This is a genomic window from Marinobacter piscis, from assembly GCF_007671655.1.
In the GTDB taxonomy this organism is placed as follows: domain Bacteria; phylum Pseudomonadota; class Gammaproteobacteria; order Pseudomonadales; family Oleiphilaceae; genus Marinobacter; species Marinobacter piscensis.
This window is the reverse complement of the sequence record NZ_VCGX01000005.1, coordinates 22,326-39,835: the sequence shown is the minus strand read 5'-3', so window position 1 is coordinate 39,835 and position 17,510 is coordinate 22,326. Positions and strand designations below refer to the sequence as shown.

Annotated in this window: 15 protein-coding genes and 1 riboswitch; of the genes, 6 read left to right on the top strand and 9 right to left on the bottom strand. The window is 57.6% G+C overall.

Annotated elements, in window-relative coordinates; genetic code table 11:
- Positions 1-69: 69 nt before the first annotated feature.
- The 4 genes from argS to hslU all read left to right on the top strand — a co-directional run bounded on the left by argS (position 70) and on the right by hslU (position 4,378).
- Entirely contained in the window at positions 70-1,755 is a 1,686-nt protein-coding gene (argS, locus tag FFI95_RS14670; RefSeq protein WP_144823782.1) for an arginine--tRNA ligase, read from the top strand.
- Between the two features lie 8 nt (positions 1,756-1,763).
- The gene (locus FFI95_RS14665) at positions 1,764-2,399 is read left to right on the top strand and encodes an SPOR domain-containing protein (RefSeq protein ID WP_144823781.1); all 636 of its coding nucleotides are present in this window, start codon (positions 1,764-1,766) and stop codon (positions 2,397-2,399) included.
- Positions 2,400-2,492: 93 nt separating this feature from the next.
- Positions 2,493-3,047 (top strand): ATP-dependent protease subunit HslV, encoded by a 555-nt coding sequence (hslV, locus tag FFI95_RS14660; RefSeq protein WP_144823780.1) that lies wholly within the window; start codon positions 2,493-2,495, stop codon positions 3,045-3,047.
- A 2-nt stretch (positions 3,048-3,049) separates the two neighbouring features.
- Positions 3,050-4,378: an ATP-dependent protease ATPase subunit HslU gene (gene hslU, locus FFI95_RS14655; protein ID WP_144823779.1), complete on the top strand. Its 1,329-nt coding sequence runs from the start codon at positions 3,050-3,052 to the stop codon at positions 4,376-4,378.
- Between the two features lie 29 nt (positions 4,379-4,407).
- Here hslU and FFI95_RS14650 read toward each other — a convergent pair whose 3' ends face one another.
- The 3 genes from FFI95_RS14650 to FFI95_RS14640 form a co-directional block, all read right to left on the bottom strand.
- Positions 4,408-5,637, bottom strand: coding sequence for a patatin-like phospholipase family protein (locus FFI95_RS14650; protein ID WP_144823778.1), 1,230 nt, complete (start codon positions 5,635-5,637; stop codon positions 4,408-4,410).
- An 87-nt stretch (positions 5,638-5,724) separates the two neighbouring features.
- A complete protein-coding gene (gene ptsP / locus FFI95_RS14645) occupies positions 5,725-8,043 on the bottom strand; it encodes a phosphoenolpyruvate--protein phosphotransferase (protein ID WP_144823777.1) in 2,319 nt (772 codons plus the stop codon).
- A 15-nt stretch (positions 8,044-8,058) separates the two neighbouring features.
- Entirely contained in the window at positions 8,059-8,589 is a 531-nt protein-coding gene (locus FFI95_RS14640) for an RNA pyrophosphohydrolase (protein WP_144823776.1), read from the bottom strand.
- A gap of 171 nt (positions 8,590-8,760) precedes the next feature.
- Here FFI95_RS14640 and FFI95_RS14635 point away from each other — a divergent pair, with 171 nt between their 5' ends.
- Positions 8,761-9,417: a histidinol-phosphatase gene (locus tag FFI95_RS14635; RefSeq protein WP_144823775.1), complete on the top strand. Its 657-nt coding sequence runs from the start codon at positions 8,761-8,763 to the stop codon at positions 9,415-9,417.
- Between the two features lie 51 nt (positions 9,418-9,468).
- Here FFI95_RS14635 and gcvH read toward each other — a convergent pair whose 3' ends face one another.
- Both gcvH and FFI95_RS14625 read right to left on the bottom strand, forming a co-directional pair.
- Positions 9,469-9,861 (bottom strand): glycine cleavage system protein GcvH, encoded by a 393-nt coding sequence (gcvH, locus tag FFI95_RS14630; protein ID WP_144823774.1) that lies wholly within the window; start codon positions 9,859-9,861, stop codon positions 9,469-9,471.
- 45 nt (positions 9,862-9,906) lie between these two features.
- The gene (locus tag FFI95_RS14625; RefSeq protein WP_144823773.1) at positions 9,907-10,797 is read right to left on the bottom strand and encodes a LysR family transcriptional regulator; all 891 of its coding nucleotides are present in this window, start codon (positions 10,795-10,797) and stop codon (positions 9,907-9,909) included.
- Positions 10,798-10,923: 126 nt separating this feature from the next.
- Between FFI95_RS14625 and metE the strand changes: the two genes are divergently transcribed.
- Positions 10,924-13,197, top strand: a complete 2,274-nt coding sequence (metE, locus tag FFI95_RS14620; protein ID WP_144823772.1) for a 5-methyltetrahydropteroyltriglutamate--homocysteine S-methyltransferase — start codon at positions 10,924-10,926, stop codon at positions 13,195-13,197.
- On the opposite strand, the gene cpdA is transcribed toward metE, so the two are convergent.
- The 4 genes from cpdA to thiC form a co-directional block, all read right to left on the bottom strand.
- The gene (gene cpdA, locus FFI95_RS14615; protein WP_144823771.1) at positions 13,194-14,000 is read right to left on the bottom strand and encodes a 3',5'-cyclic-AMP phosphodiesterase; all 807 of its coding nucleotides are present in this window, start codon (positions 13,998-14,000) and stop codon (positions 13,194-13,196) included. The genes metE and cpdA overlap by 4 nt on opposite strands.
- Positions 13,997-14,503 carry a DUF1249 domain-containing protein gene (locus tag FFI95_RS14610; RefSeq protein WP_144823770.1) on the bottom strand — a complete coding sequence of 169 codons (507 nt, stop codon included), beginning with the start codon at positions 14,501-14,503 and terminating at the stop codon, positions 13,997-13,999. Before FFI95_RS14610 ends, cpdA begins: the two co-directional genes overlap by 4 nt.
- Positions 14,503-15,120, bottom strand: coding sequence for an NUDIX domain-containing protein (locus FFI95_RS14605; protein WP_144823769.1), 618 nt, complete (start codon positions 15,118-15,120; stop codon positions 14,503-14,505). The genes FFI95_RS14610 and FFI95_RS14605 overlap by 1 nt, the downstream gene beginning before the upstream one ends.
- A gap of 267 nt (positions 15,121-15,387) precedes the next feature.
- Positions 15,388-17,265, bottom strand: coding sequence for a phosphomethylpyrimidine synthase ThiC (gene thiC / locus FFI95_RS14600; protein ID WP_144823767.1), 1,878 nt, complete (start codon positions 17,263-17,265; stop codon positions 15,388-15,390).
- Positions 17,266-17,355: 90 nt separating this feature from the next.
- Positions 17,356-17,471: riboswitch (TPP riboswitch) on the bottom strand.
- Positions 17,472-17,510: the final 39 nt, after the last annotated feature.

Sequence of the window (17,510 nt, the reverse complement as noted above, 5' to 3'; positions counted from 1 at the left end):
CCATCGAATTTCCGGTGGGCGTTTTTGCTTGCCGCCTCCTCATTTTATTAACCCGAGCCATCTCACAGCATGAAAGAGACCGTATCCGATCTGCTCCAGTCCGCACTGGCAACTCTTCAATCTGAAGGCACTCTGCCAGCCGACCAGGCTTTTACACCGCAGGTGGGCAACACCAAGGATAAGTCCCACGGTGATTACGCCTGTAACATTGCGCTAGCTGCCGCCAAGGCAGCCGGGTGTCCGCCACGACAGCTGGCTGAGGCTCTGGTGGCGGCCCTGCCACCAAGCGATGCCGTGGATAAGGTGGAAATTGCCGGGCCAGGGTTTATCAACTTTTTCATGAGCACCGCCAGTGCGTTCAGCATAGTTAACACTATTCTGGATGAGGCGGAGCAGTTCGGCCGCAATAAGGCTGGCCAGGGCAAGAAGGTTCAGGTGGAGTTTGTTTCCGCCAACCCTACCGGGCCGTTGCATGTTGGCCACGGCCGGGGTGCGGCCATTGGCGATTGCCTGTGTCGTCTGCTGGAAGCAAACGGCTATGATGTTACCCGTGAGTTTTACTACAACGATGCCGGCGCCCAGATCGACAATCTGGCGTTGTCTGTGCAGGCCCGGGTAAAAGGCGTTTCTCCCGAGGATGAGAGCTGGCCGGAGGACGGTTACCGCGGCGCCTATATTACCGATGTGGCCAATGCCTACCTGGCTGGCGAAACCGTGGTTGCGGACGACCGTGAGGTCACTGCCAAAGCAGATCCGGATGACCAGAATGCCATTCGGGCATTTGCCGTAGCCTACCTGCGCCGGGAACAGGATTTAGACCTGAAAGCCTTTGGCGTTGAGTTTGATGTGTACTTCCTGGAGTCGTCTCTCTATGAAGATGGCAGAGTGGAGGCAGTGGTTAAGCGCCTGCAGGAAAATGGTTACACCTACGAAGACGGCGGTGCCCTATGGCTGAAAACCACGGAATTTGGCGATGACAAAGACCGGGTGATGCGCAAGCAGGATGGGGGCTACACCTACTTCCTGCCGGATGTGGCTTATCACCTGAACAAATGGGAGCGTGGCTTTACCACGGTAATCAACGAACAGGGTGCTGATCACCACTCCACCATTACCCGGGTACGTGCCGGGCTGCAGGCTCTGAATGCCGGCATTCCCCAGGGCTGGCCGGATTACGTTCTGCACCAGATGGTGATGGTGACCCGCTCCGGGCAGGAAGTAAAAATCTCCAAGCGGGCCGGCAGCTACGTTACTGTGCGCGACCTGATTGATGAAGTGGGCCGGGATGCCACCCGGTTTTTCCTGGCGGCTCGCAGGGTCGACTCCCAGTTGACCTTTGATATTGATCTGGCCCGCTCCCAGACCAATGAAAACCCGGTGTATTACATTCAGTATGCTCACGCCCGTATTTGCAGTGTGCTGCGCAAACTGGAAGCCGAAGGCGTTAAGCGTGGGTTTAACGACTGTGCAGGAGATCTTTCGCTGCTCACCCTGGATGCCGAGAAAGACCTGGCAAACCAGCTGGCGAAGTACCCGGAGCTGATCGCCAACTCGGCCGCCCAGCGCGAGCCGCATCATTTGTCGCATTATCTGCGGGATCTGGCGGGCCAGTTTCATACATACTACAACGCCCACAAGGTGCTGATTGAAGACACGGCCCTGCGTGATGCCCGTGTAAGCCTTTATCTGGCCGTGCGCCAGGTGATCGCGAACGGCCTGGGCCTGCTGGGTGTCAGTGCACCGGAAGAGATGTAAACCATACAATGTCCCGGGATTACGCTCGTAAAAAACGCTCAGGTGCGCCTTCGGCCACCGCTAAAAAGAAGCCCGCCAAACAGGCACGTACCCCGAAAAAGCGCTCGCAGCCGGCTCCGCCGCCGGCCCGGGCACAGCGGGGAGGCTTGTCTTTCAAGTGGGTTCTGTCTCTGGCCACTGTGGGCGGTTTTATCGGGTTTATTGTGTACCTGAATTCCGTACCCACCGGCGGTGATCCGCAACAGCCACCGGTTGTTGAGAAGCCGGCCCAGCCGCCGGCGGAGCAGACCGCCAGCCAGGAAAAGAAAAAACCCGGTTTCCGGTTTTATGAAATGCTGCCGGAATCGGAAGTGGTGCCGCCGGAAGTGGACGAGTACACCCCTGGCCCGAGCAAGCAGGATTTTAACTACCTGGTGCAGTCCGGCTCTTTTCGCACCAAAGAAGATGCCGAGCGCCAGCGGGCGCAAATTGCCTTTCAGGGTCTGCGGGCCAGTGTTCAGCGTATCGAACTGGACAGTGGCACTATCTGGTACCGGGTGAATGTCGGCCCTTTCCCGTCCCGCAGCCAGATGAGCTCGGCCATTGATAAGCTGGTGTCGATCAACATTCAGCCGCTTATCCGCAAAGTACCCAAGCAGGGGTAGCCACCCTCCCGGGTGGCTTAAACCACTTGAATTCTTCCGGCACGCCTCCATAACTGGCCAATACCGATTTTTAATCCGGCAATTGGAGCCCAAATGACTACCATACTTTCCGTCAGACGCGATGACGAAGTTGCCCTGGGTGGCGACGGCCAGGTTTCCCTGGGCAATACCATCATGAAGGGAAACGCCCGTAAGGTCCGCCGCCTGTACAACGGCCAGGTTATCGCCGGTTTTGCCGGTGGCACCGCCGATGCTTTTACCCTGTTTGAGCGTTTTGAGGCCCAGCTGGAAAAGCACCAGGGCAATCTCACGCGGGCGGCGGTTGAACTGGCCAAAGACTGGCGCACCGACAGGGCCCTGCGACGATTGGAGGCCCTGCTTGCAGTGGCCGATAAAACCGCCTCTCTGATCATTACCGGTAACGGCGATGTGATCGAACCGGAGCAGGGACTGATCGCCATTGGTTCTGGTGGTCCTTTTGCCCAGTCCAGTGCGCGGGCATTGCTGGAAAACACCGACCTTTCTGCGCACGAGATTGTAGAGAAGGGCCTGGATATCGCTGCCGATATCTGCATTTACACCAACCATAACCGCACCATTGAGGTGCTTTCCACCGACGCCCCCTCTAAAACGACCGATTCGGAGTAACCATGTCTGCAATGACACCCCGTGAAATAGTTCACGAACTCGACAAGCACATTGTGGGGCAGCAGGAGGCCAAGCGGGCCGTGGCCGTTGCCCTGCGCAACCGCTGGCGCAGGATGCAGCTGGACAGCAGCCTGCGTGATGAAGTTACCCCTAAAAACATTCTGATGATCGGCCCCACTGGTGTGGGTAAAACCGAGATTGCCCGTCGTCTGGCCAAACTGGCGGATGCGCCTTTTCTGAAGGTGGAAGCCACCAAGTTTACCGAGGTGGGCTACGTTGGCCGGGATGTGGAATCCATTATCCGCGATCTGGCGGATATGGCCGTTAAAATGCTGCGCGTTCAGGAAATGAAGCGCCATGAAGAGAAAGCCCTGGATGCCGCTGAAGAGCGCATTCTGGATGCTCTGATTCCACCGGCCAGAAGTTTTGAAGAAGACAGCCAGAAGCCAGAGGACTCCTCTACCCGGCAGATGTTCCGGAAGAAGCTGCGCGAAGGTGAGCTGGACGATAAAGAAATCGAGATTGATCTGAGCAACTCCGGCGCCGGCGTAGAAATTATGGCACCGCCGGGTATGGAGGAGATGACCAGCCAGCTCCAGAGCATGTTCTCCAATATGGCTTCTGATAAGTCCAAGCGCCGTAAAATGAAGGTGGCCGATGCCCTCAAGCGGGCGAAGGAAGAAGAAGCCGGTAAGCTGGTGAATGAGGAGTCCATCAAGCAGAAAGCCATTCTTGCGGTAGAGCAGAATGGCATTGTGTTTCTGGACGAGATTGACAAGGTTGCCAAGCGTTCAGAAAACACATCGTCGGATGTGTCCCGGGAAGGGGTTCAGCGGGACCTTCTGCCGATGATTGAAGGCAGCACGGTGAGCACAAAATACGGCTCTGTGCGCACGGACCATATTCTGTTCATTGCTTCGGGTGCGTTCCACCTGACCAAGCCCTCAGACCTGATCCCCGAGCTTCAGGGCCGCTTGCCTATCCGTGTCGAGCTTCAGGCGCTTACGCCGGATGATTTCAAGCGCATTCTCACCGAGCCGGATGCGTCTCTGATCCAGCAGTATGAAGCTCTGCTGGCCACAGAAGGCGTTAAACTCAGCTTCAACCAGGAAGCCATTGCCCGCATTGCGGAAATTGCCTGGAAGGTAAATGAGTCTACCGAGAACATCGGTGCCCGGCGCCTGCATACGGTTCTGGAACGACTACTGGAAAGCCTGACCTTTGATGCCGGTGATGGCGTCACCGAAGCCTTTGAAGTAACCGCTGATTACGTAGATGAAAAGCTTGGAGAGTTGGCAGAAGACGAAGACCTGAGCCGTTATATTCTCTGAGATGCCGGTTCCGACCGGAGACCACCGTCTCAGGCGTGTTCGGCACGCCTGAGACGGTTCATTAACCTGCCCTTCCCTGCCTGCTTTTTCTTCAGATTCCTGGCCGCATACAAAGGCAACATTTCACCGTAAAGCGTGGTGCTGATGGTGCGCTCTGTGTCTGCCAGCCGATCCCGCCGCAGCGTAATGCCGTATTTTGCCAGTGCAGGCTCGAGTGTGTCGGCCCGTTTGAGCAGATCCCGGCGTGTCATCTGATACGCGTGTTCGCAGATCATCCGGCGTGACTGAAAACTGAATACGTTGGAGAAAAACAGTTTGGTGTCGTCCCGGGAAGGCTCAAACAGGATGAGCTCTTTGTCCGGGTAGTCGGTGGCGTACTGGGCAATCCCGGAGGTCATGCGTGAATACACCATGGTGCGGAACATCTGTGACAGCAGGTTCGGCATTCCCGAGCGGGTCAGCTCCCCTGGCGCCATGGTACCGGCCCGCACAGCTTTGCTGGCATCTATGGGCACCTGTGGGTTGACGGCAAAAACCAGATCGGCGCCGTCTTCAAAGGCCACGGATGCGTGCAGGCCCTTACGCAATGTGCCATCGACATAGTACCGGCCATCGATCTGCACAGGCACATACAGCCCGGGTGACGCGGTACTTGCCTGAATAGCCCGGGAGATAGGCACATGATCGTATCCGGGGGCACCAAAACGCACAGCCTCGGTACTTTCCACATCTGCGGCAACAATATAAAGGCTGCGCTTTAACTGCCGGAAGTCGTTCGTGCGCCCCAGCATGGAAAAGGCGCGCAGAAGGTACTCATGCAGGCCTTCGTTATCAAACAGTCCGGCGGGCGCCGCCTGGGCCAGCACTGCCAGGGCCTCAAGCAGGCTCTGATCATTGGGGTTGCGGGCTAAACGGCCCATGGCGGTTGTAACCAGCCCGGGTATTGCCATAGCGCGGCTGACTATTTCCTTCAGTGCCGGGCGGTAGAAAACCTCCGGGCGAAACGGGTGAACGTCTGCCTCATTGCGCACAAAAATCCGGCACAGCTGGGCGGTTGTTAACTGGTTTGCCAGATTGGCGGCCACAAACGAGCCGGCGTTAACGCCGACGTACACATCAAGGTTGTTGAAATCCAGCCCATCAAGGGATTCATCCAGTGCCCGGAGTGCACCTATCTCATAGATGCCCCCCAAAGGCCCGCCGCCGCCAAGGGCAAGCCCGATACGAGCTGCAGGTCTGGGACTTGCTGGTGCGTTCATATGCCATCCTTACTCCGGGTAAATAACCACAACGGCCTTTCTGAGTTGTCAGTGTGTACAGTAACAACCCGGTTTAGAGTGCGCACACTAGTTTTGTGACAGAGCCTGGCTTGCCAGCGGCGTGGTGGTGGCTTTGGTCTGGTGTGGCCGCAGATAACGCCCGAAGCCGGCGTTGCGCAAGGCCAGATCCACACAGCTCTTGATCACGTGGGGCGAATCCAGCAACAGCACGTCTTTCAAAAGGCGCACCGCCCACTCCCGACTGACACTGCGGATAACATACTTCACCTTGGGCAGACTCGCGGCGTTCATGGACAGGGAATCGTAACCCATAGCCATCAGCAACAACGCACCTCCCGGATCTCCGGCCAGTTCGCCACAGATGCCCACAGGCTTGCCCGCTGCGTGGGCGTCCTGTGCCACCCGTACAAGGGCCTGCAATACAGCCGGGTGGTATGAGTGATACAGCCCCGCCACCCTCGGGTTGTTACGGTCAACCGCCAGCAGGTACTGGGTCAGGTCGTTGGAGCCGACGGAGAGAAAGTCTACCCGGTCGGCCAGTTCTCGTACCTGGTACACTGCCGCCGGGATTTCGATCATCACGCCCACCTTGGGCATGTGAATCTCAAAGCCTTCTTCCCGCACCTCGTGGTAAACCCGGTAAACCAGATGCAGAGACTCTTCCACCTCGGAGATATTGCTGACCATGGGCAGCATGATCTGCAGGTTATTAAGGCCTTCGCTGGCCTTGAGCATGGCTCTTACCTGTACCAGGAAGATTTCCGGATGATCCAGAGTAACGCGGATGCCCCGCCAGCCCAGAAAGGGGTTTTCTTCTTCTATGGGGAAGTAGGTCAGCGCTTTATCGCCCCCTACGTCCAGAGTACGCATGGTTACCGGATTGGGCGCAAAGGCTTCCAGCTGGTCCCGGTAGTATTGCCGCTGTTCCTGCTCTGAAGGAAAGCGGTCTTTGATCATGAAGGGTACTTCGGTGCGGTAAAGCCCGATTCCCTCGGCTCCGTGGGACAAAGAGCGGACAACGTCGGTCATCAGGCCGGTGTTGACCAGCAGTGGCACCCGGTGGCCATCAGTGGTTTCGCAGGGCAGGTCCCGCAGTGCTTCCAGACCCCGGTCGATTTCACGCTCTTCGTCGCGGATGGTCTGGAAAAATGACCGCAGATCCGGAGACGGGGAGGAAAAAATGCGCCCGTCAAACCCGTCCACAATCAGTTCTTTGCCATCGAGCTGGTTAACGGGAATGTCTACCAGGCCCATCACCGTGGGCACCCCCATGGCCCGGGCCAGAATGGCAACGTGGGAGTTGCTGGCGCCTTTTACAGACACGAGGCCCACCAGCCGCCCCCGGGGCACCTCGCCGAGCATGGATGGCGTCAGCTCATCGCTGACCAGAACTGTTTTTTCGGGGTAGTTCAGGTCTTTCTGCTCACCTTCCTGCAGATACGACAGCAGGCGACGACCAAGATCGCGGATATCAACGGCGCGTTCCTGAAGGTAGTGATCGTCCATCATTTCAAAATGGCTGATGTAGTGCTGCACTACCTGCTTGAGCGCGCCCTGGGCCCAGAAACCTTCCCGGATCCGGCTCCTGACCTCATCGGGCAAAGCTTCTTCACTCAGCATGCGCAGATACACATCAAACAGCGCCAGCTCTTCCGGCCGCAGCCGCGAGGTCAGCCGTTCCGCTACCTGCTCGATGTCTTCACGCACTGCCTGTACGGCGGACTGGAACAGTGCCAGTTCCTGGTCGATGTCGGTGGTCAGCTTATCCGGTACCACATCCAGATCGGCCGCCGGATACACCACCACGCCGTAACCAATAGCTACGCCGGGGGCACCGGGAACGCCGTTGAAGCTGACGTCGTGGGCCTGTTCGCCGGTAAGCGACAGGCCGCTGATGGCCCCGGTTGCTTCACTGTGGGCAATAACGCCGGACAACTGGGCAGAGACAGTCACCAGGAAGGCTTCTTCGCCTTCATCAAAGCAGCGGGTGTTCTCCCGCTGCTGAACCACAAGCACGCCCAGTACCTGGCGGTGGTGGATGATGGGCACCCCGAGAAACGAGCGGAAGCGTTCTTCGCCGGTTTCGGGGAAATACCGGTAACGGGGGTGGGATGGGGCATCTTCCAGGTTGATGGGCTCTTCGCGGGAACCCACAAGCCCCACCAGACCCTCTGAGTGGGCGAGACTTACTTTGCCGACCGCCTGTGGGTACAGGCCTTCGGTGGCCATTAAAATATAGCGGTTGGAGACCGGATCGAGCAGATAAACCGAGCACACCTCTGTGTTCATGGCTTTCTGCACACGCGAGACAATGATACCCAGTGCCTCCGTTAAATCCCGGGCGCTGTTTACCTCTTGTACAAGACTTCGCAGAATGCCTAGCATGGGGGTGTCAGTCCGTCATTTCGCCTGTTCCTTTAAACGCCGGTTCAGCTCGCTCCGGTGCCACTGCTCCATACTGTGGAACAGCCTTGGTGCAAGTTCTCTCAGCGCACGTCGATACACTTCACGCTTGAAGGAAACCACCTGCCCCAACGGGTACCAGTAGCTCACCCACTGCCAGCCGTCGAACTCCGGTGAATTCGTACCATCAACGCACACATGGGCGTCGGGTGATAACATCCTCAGCAGGAACCATTTCTGTTTTTGGCCTACGCAAAGAGGGCGCGAATGATGCCGTACCATTCTTCGGGGAAGGCGGTATCGCAGCCACCCCCGGGTACAACTGATAATTTCCACATCGGTAGCGCCCAGGCCTACTTCTTCCCCCAGCTCCCGGTAGAGTGCTTCTTCCGGCGATTCTTCATCGTTGATGCCGCCCTGGGGAAACTGCCATGCGTTCTGCCCTATTCGCTTGGCCCAGAGAACCTCGCCCCTGGGGTTAGCCAGAATGATTCCGACGTTGGGTCTGAAACCGTCTGAGTCAATCACGGCACAGTCCTCTTTATAAAGTCGGGGCCGATCGGTTATAGACCGGCCAGATTATTTCCAGATTGCACTCATTCTTACAGAATCCCAACACTTCGGCAAACGCAGCTGTACGTATACAGCCATGGTAAGATAGCGGCTTTCACACGCCCGGTATTCATTGGAGGTAATGGCTTGACGCTCGCGATATTTGATCTGGACAACACCCTGCTGGCTGGAGACAGCGATCATGCATGGGGGGAGTTTCTGGTGGAAGAAGGCTTTGTGGACGCCAGGTCCTACAGTGAGGCTAACGACCGCTTCTATCAGGACTACCTGAACGGCGAAATGGATTATATGAAGTACATTACCTTTGCGCTTGAGCCTCTGTCGGCTAACAGTGTTGATACGCTAAAGGAATGGCGGGCTGACTTCATGGAGAAAAAGGTGCGCCCGATGCTGCTTGAAAAAGCAGATGCGCTTCTGAACCGCCACCGGGATCTGGGCCATACGCTGATGATCATTACCGCCACCAACCGGTTTGTGACTGAGCCCATTGCCGAGGTGCTGGGCATTGAGCACCTGATTGCCACCGAGCCGGAAATGCGTGATGGGCGCTATACGGGCAGAATTGTCGGTACCCCCAGTTATCAGGATGGCAAGGTGACCCGCCTGAATGAATGGCTGGACACCTACCGCAAGAGTCTTGAGGGCGCCTGGTTTTACAGTGATTCCCACAACGACCTGCCACTGCTGAAACAGGTAGACAACCCGGTTGCGGTGGATCCGGACCCCAAGCTGGAAGGGTATGCCACCCGCGAGGGCTGGGACGTGATTTCGTTACGGGGCTGACACTGATCAACCCTGCTGCTCCAGGGCCTGAAGCAGCAGGGTCTGGCTGATCTATTCAGCAGTTTCTACATGCTCTGCGTAGGCATCGGAATCCATCAGGCCATCCAGCTCACCCTGATCCGCCAGCCGGACCCGGAACAGCCAGCCCTCTCCGTAAGGGTCTTCATTAACCTTCTCTGGTTCGTCTTCCAGCACTTCATTAATTTCGATGACTTCGCCGGTCACCGGGCTGAACACATCGGATGCAGATTTAACCGACTCTGCAACGCCTGCTTCCTCGCCTCCGGTTACCGTTTCGCCTACCTCGGGAACGCCAATGTAAACCACATCGCCCAGCTGCTCCTGGGCAAAGTCGGTAATGCCCACAACCGCTGTGCCGTCGGCATCCGGGCGCACCCACTGGTGGGTTTCAATGTATTTCAGATCGGGAGGGGTTTCACTCATAACGAAAATTCCTGACAAATTTTTTGCGCAGTGTAACCGAAGACGTTACCGCCAGCGAACCTCTCGTGCCAGCTTCATAAAAGAATCCAGATATTGTACCTCTGCATCCCGCTCACGGTAACCCAGAAATATCTGCTTGGAGATTCCGGCCTTACCCAGCTGCACCGGAGCAATGGCAAGACGGTCACTGTATTCGGCCACCAGCCAGCGCGGGAGCGCTGCCACTCCCCGGCCGGCTGCCACCATCTGCAGCATGATATCGGTGGTCTCGATGGTTTTGTGGCGCGCCGGGCGCATGTTGGCTGGTACCAGCAGATGATTGAACACATCCAGCCGTTCAATGGCCACCGGATAGGTAATCAGGGTTTCCGGTTCCAGATCCGCCGCCTCGGCCCAGGGCTTTTCCGCCAGCGGGTGATCCGCAGAAACGACCAGAACCTGCTCGTAGTCAAACACAGGCTCAAACACCAGCCCGGGGCGGTGCAGCGGGTCGGGGGTAACCAGCATGTCGATATCGTGACCGAACAATGCTCCGATGCCCCCAAACTGGAACTTCTGTTTTACATCCACATCCACGGAAGGCCACTGCTCAAGATAGGGCCCCACCACTTTCAGCAGCCACTGGTAACAGGGGTGACATTCCATGCCAATACGCAGAGTGCCCGCCTGCCCACGGGCAAACTGGCCGATCAGCATTTCGGCATGCTCAAACTGGGGTAACAGGCGGTTTGCCAGGGCCAGCAGATGCTTGCCTGCCTGAGTCAGCCGTAACTGGCGGCCTTCCCGCAACCAGACCGGTGTTTCCAGTTGCTGCTCGAGTTTGCGTACAGAGTGGCTGAGAGCAGACTGGGTGAGGTGCAGGCGGCTGGCCGCAGCTGTCAGAGAGCCCTCGGCCTCCACAGCCCGGAGCACTTCCAGGTGGTTACGTTCAATCATTCGACAATCCATGAGCGAAGTTAATGGGTTTCTGAAATAATACCATTATTATTCATTCACACGGAACGCTAATCTGGCAACTCCTCCAACTGACCCATTAACGACAAAGAGAGACAGGAGTTCCGGATGACAGTTACACACAACCTCGGCTACCCGCGCATCGGCGCCCGCCGGGAACTTAAGTTTGCCCTGGAAGCGCTCTGGAATGGCGAGTCCAGCGAATCCGCGCTAAACGAAACCGCCGCCGGGCTGCGGGCGCAGAACTGGCAGCAACAGGGCAACCTTACCCTGGCGCCGGTGGGGGATTTCTCCCTGTACGATCAGGTGCTGGACATGAGCACAACGTTGGGCAACCTGCCCGAGCGGGCCGCCAGCGATAAGGGATCAACACTGGATGAGTATTTTCGTGTGGCCCGGGGCCGCTCCCCCGGTGACAGTGCCTGCTGCAGTGTGCACGCCGGTGAAATGACCAAGTGGTTTGACACCAACTACCATTACATTGTCCCTGAGTTCAGCGCCGACACCCGTTTCAACCTGGATCCGGAGCGTCTGCTGGAGCAGCTGGCCGAAGCCCGGGCACAGGGTGTCGCGGCCAAGCCGGTTATCATTGGCCCGGTTACCTACCTGTGGCTGGGCAAGGAAAAGGACGATTCCAGGCGCCTCGACCTACTGCCAAAGCTGTTGCTGGCCTACGGTGAGCTGCTGCAAAAGCTGGCCGATGCAGGTGCAGAGTGGGTACAGATTGATGAACCGGCCCTGGTTACCGAGCTGGATTCCGAATGGCGACACGCCTGCATACTTGCCTATCACGAGCTGAAAGTCGCGCCGGTGAAGCTGCTGCTGACTACATATTTCGGCGAGCTGCGGGAGAACCTGCAACTGGCCTGCGAACTGCCGGTGGCCGGCATCCACCTGGATGCCATCAGTGCACAGTCTGAGGTTTCACAGCTGGCTGACTGGCTGCCACCCCATAAAGTTCTGTCCCTGGGCGTTATTAACGGGCGCAATGTGTGGAAATCCGACCTCAACGCTACTCTGGACTGGCTGGAGCCGCTGCGGGATAAGCTTGGAGATCGCCTCTGGCTTGCCCCTTCCTGCTCGCTGCTGCATGTGCCGGTTGACCTGGAAAGAGAGACCTCTCTGGACCCTGAAATCCGCAACTGGCTGGCGTTTGCCCGCCAGAAACTGGATGAGCTGAGCATTCTGGCCACAGCCCTGGATTCAGGCCGCGACAGTGTTGCGAACGAGCTGGACGCGAATCGTGAAGCGATTGCGAGCCGACAGGGCTCTCCCCGTGTTCATAACCCGGCGGTTGCCCGTGCTCAGGCCGCGATTACACCGGAGCTGGGTCAGCGCAAGAGCCCGTTTAGTACCCGCACTAAACTGCAACAGGAACGCTTGCAGTTGCCGAAGTTTCCGACCACAACCATTGGCTCCTTTCCGCAAACCACGGAAATACGCCAGGTTCGCCGTGCCTTCCGTCAGGGGGATCTGGACCAGGACGCATACACCGCGCGCATTCGGGAAGAAATTGCCTACTGCGTTGAGCAACAGGAAGCCCTGGGTCTGGACGTACTGGTGCACGGTGAAGCCGAGCGCAACGACATGGTGGAGTACTTTGGCGAGCAGCTGGAAGGCTATGTGTTCAGCCGCTTTGGCTGGGTGCAGTCCTACGGTTCCCGATGCGTGAAACCGCCCATTCTCTTCGGTGACATCTCGCGCCCGAATGCCATGACGGTGGACTGGATCAAATACGCCCAGTCCCTGACCGACAAGCCTCTGAAGGGCATGCTGACCGGCCCGGTTACCATTCTGAACTGGTCGTTTGTACGTGACGACCAACCGCGCAAGGATACGTGCCTGCAACTGGCTCTGGCCGTGCGCGAAGAGGTTCTGGATCTGGAAAAAGCCGGGGTTGGCATTATCCAGATTGACGAAGCCGCCTTGCGCGAAGGCCTGCCGCTTCGCCAGTCAGACTGGGAAACCTATCTGGACTGGGCCATTGAAGCCTTCCGCATCAGCGCCAATGGGGTGAAAGACGAAACCCAGATTCATACCCATATGTGCTATTCGGAGTTCAATGACATTATCGGTGCCATTGCCCGTATGGATGCGGATGTGATCACCATTGAAACATCCCGTTCGGCCATGGAACTGCTCGATGCGTTCAAGGGCTTTGAGTACCCCAACGATATCGGCCCGGGAGTTTATGACATCCACTCACCGAACATCCCGCAAGTGGAACAGGTGACCGAGCTGATGCATAAGGCGGCGGAACGGATCCCGGCGGAGCGTCTGTGGGTAAACCCGGACTGTGGCCTGAAAACCCGGCGCTGGGAAGAAGTAAAGCCTGCACTGGAAGCGGTGGTGGCTGCGGCCAGAGAGTTGCGCGCAGCCTAGTAACCCGAGCTGTTCAGTTCAAGCTCAAACTCAAAATCCAGGGCCCGGCGGACTTCCGTTGTGAAGCTGCCGGAGGCCTGGAGTTCCAACCAGCGATACCCTGGTGCCTGCTCCTCAACGGAAAAGTTGCGGGAGCCGGAAGTAAACTGAATGCAAGTAGAGGGCGTGGCCATCAGGTGCACGCCCTTTCTTTGTTGCTCCAGGTTTTGATGTATGTGCCCCCAGAGCACCACTTTTACCTGCGGAAAGCGATCAATAACCTGCCAGAAGGCATCACGGTTCCTGAGCCCTATGTCCTGCATCCAGTCGGCACCCACATCAACCGGGTGATGGTGCAATGTGACCAGCGCGGGCAGGTCGGGGTTCTGCTCCAGCCGTTCAGCCAGAAAGCTCAGCTCCGACTCCGCCAGCTCGCCGTATACCTGTCCGGGCACCGATGAATCCAGAAGAATAAACTGCCAGCCCCCCTGAACAATGTGTCGCTGGCTGGCACCATACTCTGCTGCAATGGCATAAAGGCGTGCTGCGTCATCATGGTTGCCGGCAAGCCAGGCAGAGCCGCAGTTAAAAGCTCCGAGACGTTCTCCCAGAAAGCGATAAGCTTCTTGCGAGCCATCCTGGGCAAGATCCCCGGTTGCCAGAATCAGGTCTGGCTGCCCATGGGAGCGAAGAACCTCGGCAATCACCGCATTCAGGCTGTTACGGGTATTCACTCCCAGCAAGGTGCCGTCGGAGCCCGCCATCAGGTGGGGGTCTGTTAGCTGCAAGACCCGGAGCGGGCGGGCGTTTTCCGTGGTGGTCATGGTATTTTCTGGCCTGTTTTCTGTATCGCGGTATCGCCTGTCCAGGCGGCATACTCAAGGGGAAGATGGCCGAACTTCAGGCAGTAATCCAGCCAGTCCGCAAGAAAGCTGTTTACCTGAACCTTTTCATCCGGGTGATGCATAAAGCGGTTGGGGTAATCATTAACCGGTGCAATCTGCGTATCACGATAGCAGCTGATCACTTCCGCCATCAGGGCATCGTGGTAGACCCGCACGGTCATCCGTGGGTTGTTCAGCCAGCGCCCGCTGTTGTGGGTCTGCTCGAGCAGGAGGGTTTCAGTGTACCTTGCGGTTTGCAGTACCTGGATACGAACGCGCCCCAGGTAGGTATCTTCCCGATACAATTCTATTTCGCCCACGGGCTCTCCACCGGCCTTTAGCTGACGCAGCCGACGCAGGCGCTGGTAGTTACCATCACACAAGGCTCCGAATTGTCTCAGATCCGGTACATAGCGTTTGGGTTTCATGACCCACTGGTTCATTACTGCCACCTTGTGCGCAGCGCCGGCCGGTTAAGCTGTAGCCACTGAAGAGCGATAATCGCCGCTGCATTGTTGATGCGGCCGTCTTTTACCATCGTTATTGCCTCGTCTACGGATACTACATGGGCCCGGATATCTTCGTGCTCGTCTTCCAGGCCGTAGAGGCCACCTGCGGATTCTGTGCTGGTCATGCCACAGTACAAGTATACCATTTCCGTGGTGCCGCCCGGTGAAACCAGATAATTGCAGATTTTTTCCAGCCTGCTGAAGCTGAGCCCGGCTTCTTCTTCGGCTTCACGTCGGGCAACGTCTTCGCTGTGCTCACCGTCTTCGTTCATGCCGGCTACCAGCTCCAATAGCCAGGGCGACTGATCCCGCCCCAGTGCGCCGGCGCGGAACTGTTCCAGGAGAACCACTTCGTCGCGTTCGGGGTCGTAGGGAAGCACGCAGGTGGCGTCGCCGCGCACGAAGAGTTCGCGGCTGAATTCCGGCATGGTGCGGCCATCGAAGCGTGGGTGTGTCAGCCAGAGTTTGTCCATTCGGAAAAAGCCCTGAAAGACGGTTTCACGTTTTTCAATGGTGACGTCGCTGGCTTTAAACTGGAACGGTTTGGTCATGGATTACTCTATTCTGAAATAGGGTTTTGCACGATAGCCGTTTGGTGTTGTTTATTGCAAGCTTGCGATGGGGGAGTTGGGGCTGCAGGCATTGGGGGCTGGCTGAATCGGAGCAGGCTGCCCAAAACACGCTCCTTGCGGCACGTCCTTGTGACGCTTGGGCTCCGCCATCCATGGCTCCGCACAGTTTTGGGCAGCCTGCTCCGCTTCACCCGACTAAATGCTGTGCTGGCCGCTTAGTACAAGCTCTCGGTCCTGCGAGCCAGTTCAAACTTTATCGTAAAGCTTACCCCCGGATTCCACGAACTCCCGGGATTTCTCTTTCATGCCGATGTCCACGGCAGAAATCTCGTCAATGCCATGCTTGGCTGCATAGTCGCGGACTTCCTGGGAGATTTTCATTGAGCAGAATTTCGGGCCGCACATGGAGCAGAAATGGGCCACTTTTGCGGATTCCTTGGGCAGGGTTTCGTCGTGGAAGGCGCGGGCTGTGTCCGGATCCAGGCCAAGGTTGAACTGGTCTTCCCAACGGAACTCGAATCTTGCCTTGGAGAGTGCGTTGTCGCGGATCTGCGCGCCGGGGTGGCCTTTGGCCAGGTCGGCAGCGTGGGCGGCGATTTTGTAGGTGATGATGCCGGTTTTCACGTCGTCTTTGTTGGGCAGGCCCAGGTGTTCCTTGGGCGTGACGTAGCAGAGCATGGCGCAGCCGTACCAGCCGATCATGGCCGCGCCGATGCCAGAGGTAATGTGGTCGTAGCCGGGCGCTATATCGGTGGCCAGTGGGCCGAGGGTGTAGAACGGGGCTTCGTCGCAGCATTCCAGCTGCTTGTCCATGTTCTCTTTGATCAACTGCATGGGCACGTGGCCCGGGCCTTCGATCATGCATTGTACGTCGTGCTTCCAGGCGATTTTGGTGAGTTCGCCCAGGGTTTCCAGTTCGCCGAACTGGGCGGCGTCGTTGGCATCGGCTACAGAGCCGGGGCGCAGGCCGTCGCCGAGGCTGAAGGCGACATCGTAGGCTTTCATGATTTCGCAGATGTCTTCGAAGTGCTCGTACAAAAAGCTTTCTTTGTGGTGGGCCAGGCACCATTTGGCCATGATGGAGCCTCCACGGGAGACAATCCCGGTGGTGCGTTTGGCGGTCATGGGTACGTGGTGCAGGCGCACGCCAGCGTGAATAGTGAAGTAGTCCACGCCCTGCTCGGCCTGTTCAATAAGGGTATCCCGGAAGATTTCCCAGGTGAGGTCCTCGGCCACACCGCCTACTTTTTCCAGTGCCTGGTAGATGGGCACGGTGCCCACGGGTACCGGTGAGTTGCGGATGAGCCATTCGCGGGTTTCGTGGATGTTTTTACCCGTGGACAGGTCCATGATGGTGTCTGAGCCCCAGCGGATGCCCCAGGTGAGTTTTTCCACCTCCTCTTCAATGGAAGAGGTCACTGCCGAGTTGCCGATGTTGCCGTTGATCTTCACCAGGAAGTTGCGACCAATGATCATGGGCTCGGATTCCGGGTGGTTGATATTGCTGGGGATGATCGCCCGGCCCCGGGCGACTTCGCTGCGTACGAACTCAGGGGTAATTTCCGCGGGAATGCTGGCACCGAAGGACTGGCCCGGGTGCTGGTCGTCCACCAGGCCCTGTTCGCGGGCTTCCTGAAGTTTCATGTTCTCACGAATGGCGATAAATTCCATTTCCGGCGTGATGATGCCCTTCCGGGCGTAATGCATCTGGCTGACGTTTTTACCCGGCAGGGCACGCAGTGGCTTACGCTCATCGGTGAAGCGCAGTGGGTCCAGTTGTGGATCGCGCATGCGCCGGCGGGTAAACTCGGAGGTGTAATCGGCCAGCGGGGCCGTGTCTTCCCGTTCTGCGATCCAGGCGGCACGGATGGCCGGAAGGCCTTTGCGCAGATCGATGGTGGCGTTTGGGTCGGTGTAAATACCGGAGGTGTCATACACCACCACCGGGGCATTTTTCTCGCCGCCCATTTCCGTGGGTGTGTCCTGCAGCACAACTTCGCGCATGGGTACCCGCAGGTCCGGGCGACTGCCCTCTACGTACACCTTGCGGGACCCCGGCAATGGCTGTATTGCCGCTGAGTCTACACGAACAGAATCACTGAGATAGGCTGGAAGATCTGTCATCATTCGCTCCCGGAGCATTTTTATGGTTTTCGGGTCGCGCATGACGGAGCGGGACACACTGCCGGCGAAAAACTGGCAGCGCACGCTCTTTGATGGTCTGGTCTTAATCCCTACGCCGGCATTATCCGGATCAGGTTTCGGGTTCTGCAGTACAATCTCAGCCGGTTATCTGATACATCAGACAGCCAGCACCCCGTCAAGACGCGAGTCGGTCATTTTCAACACTCAAACTGAGTGTAATCTGC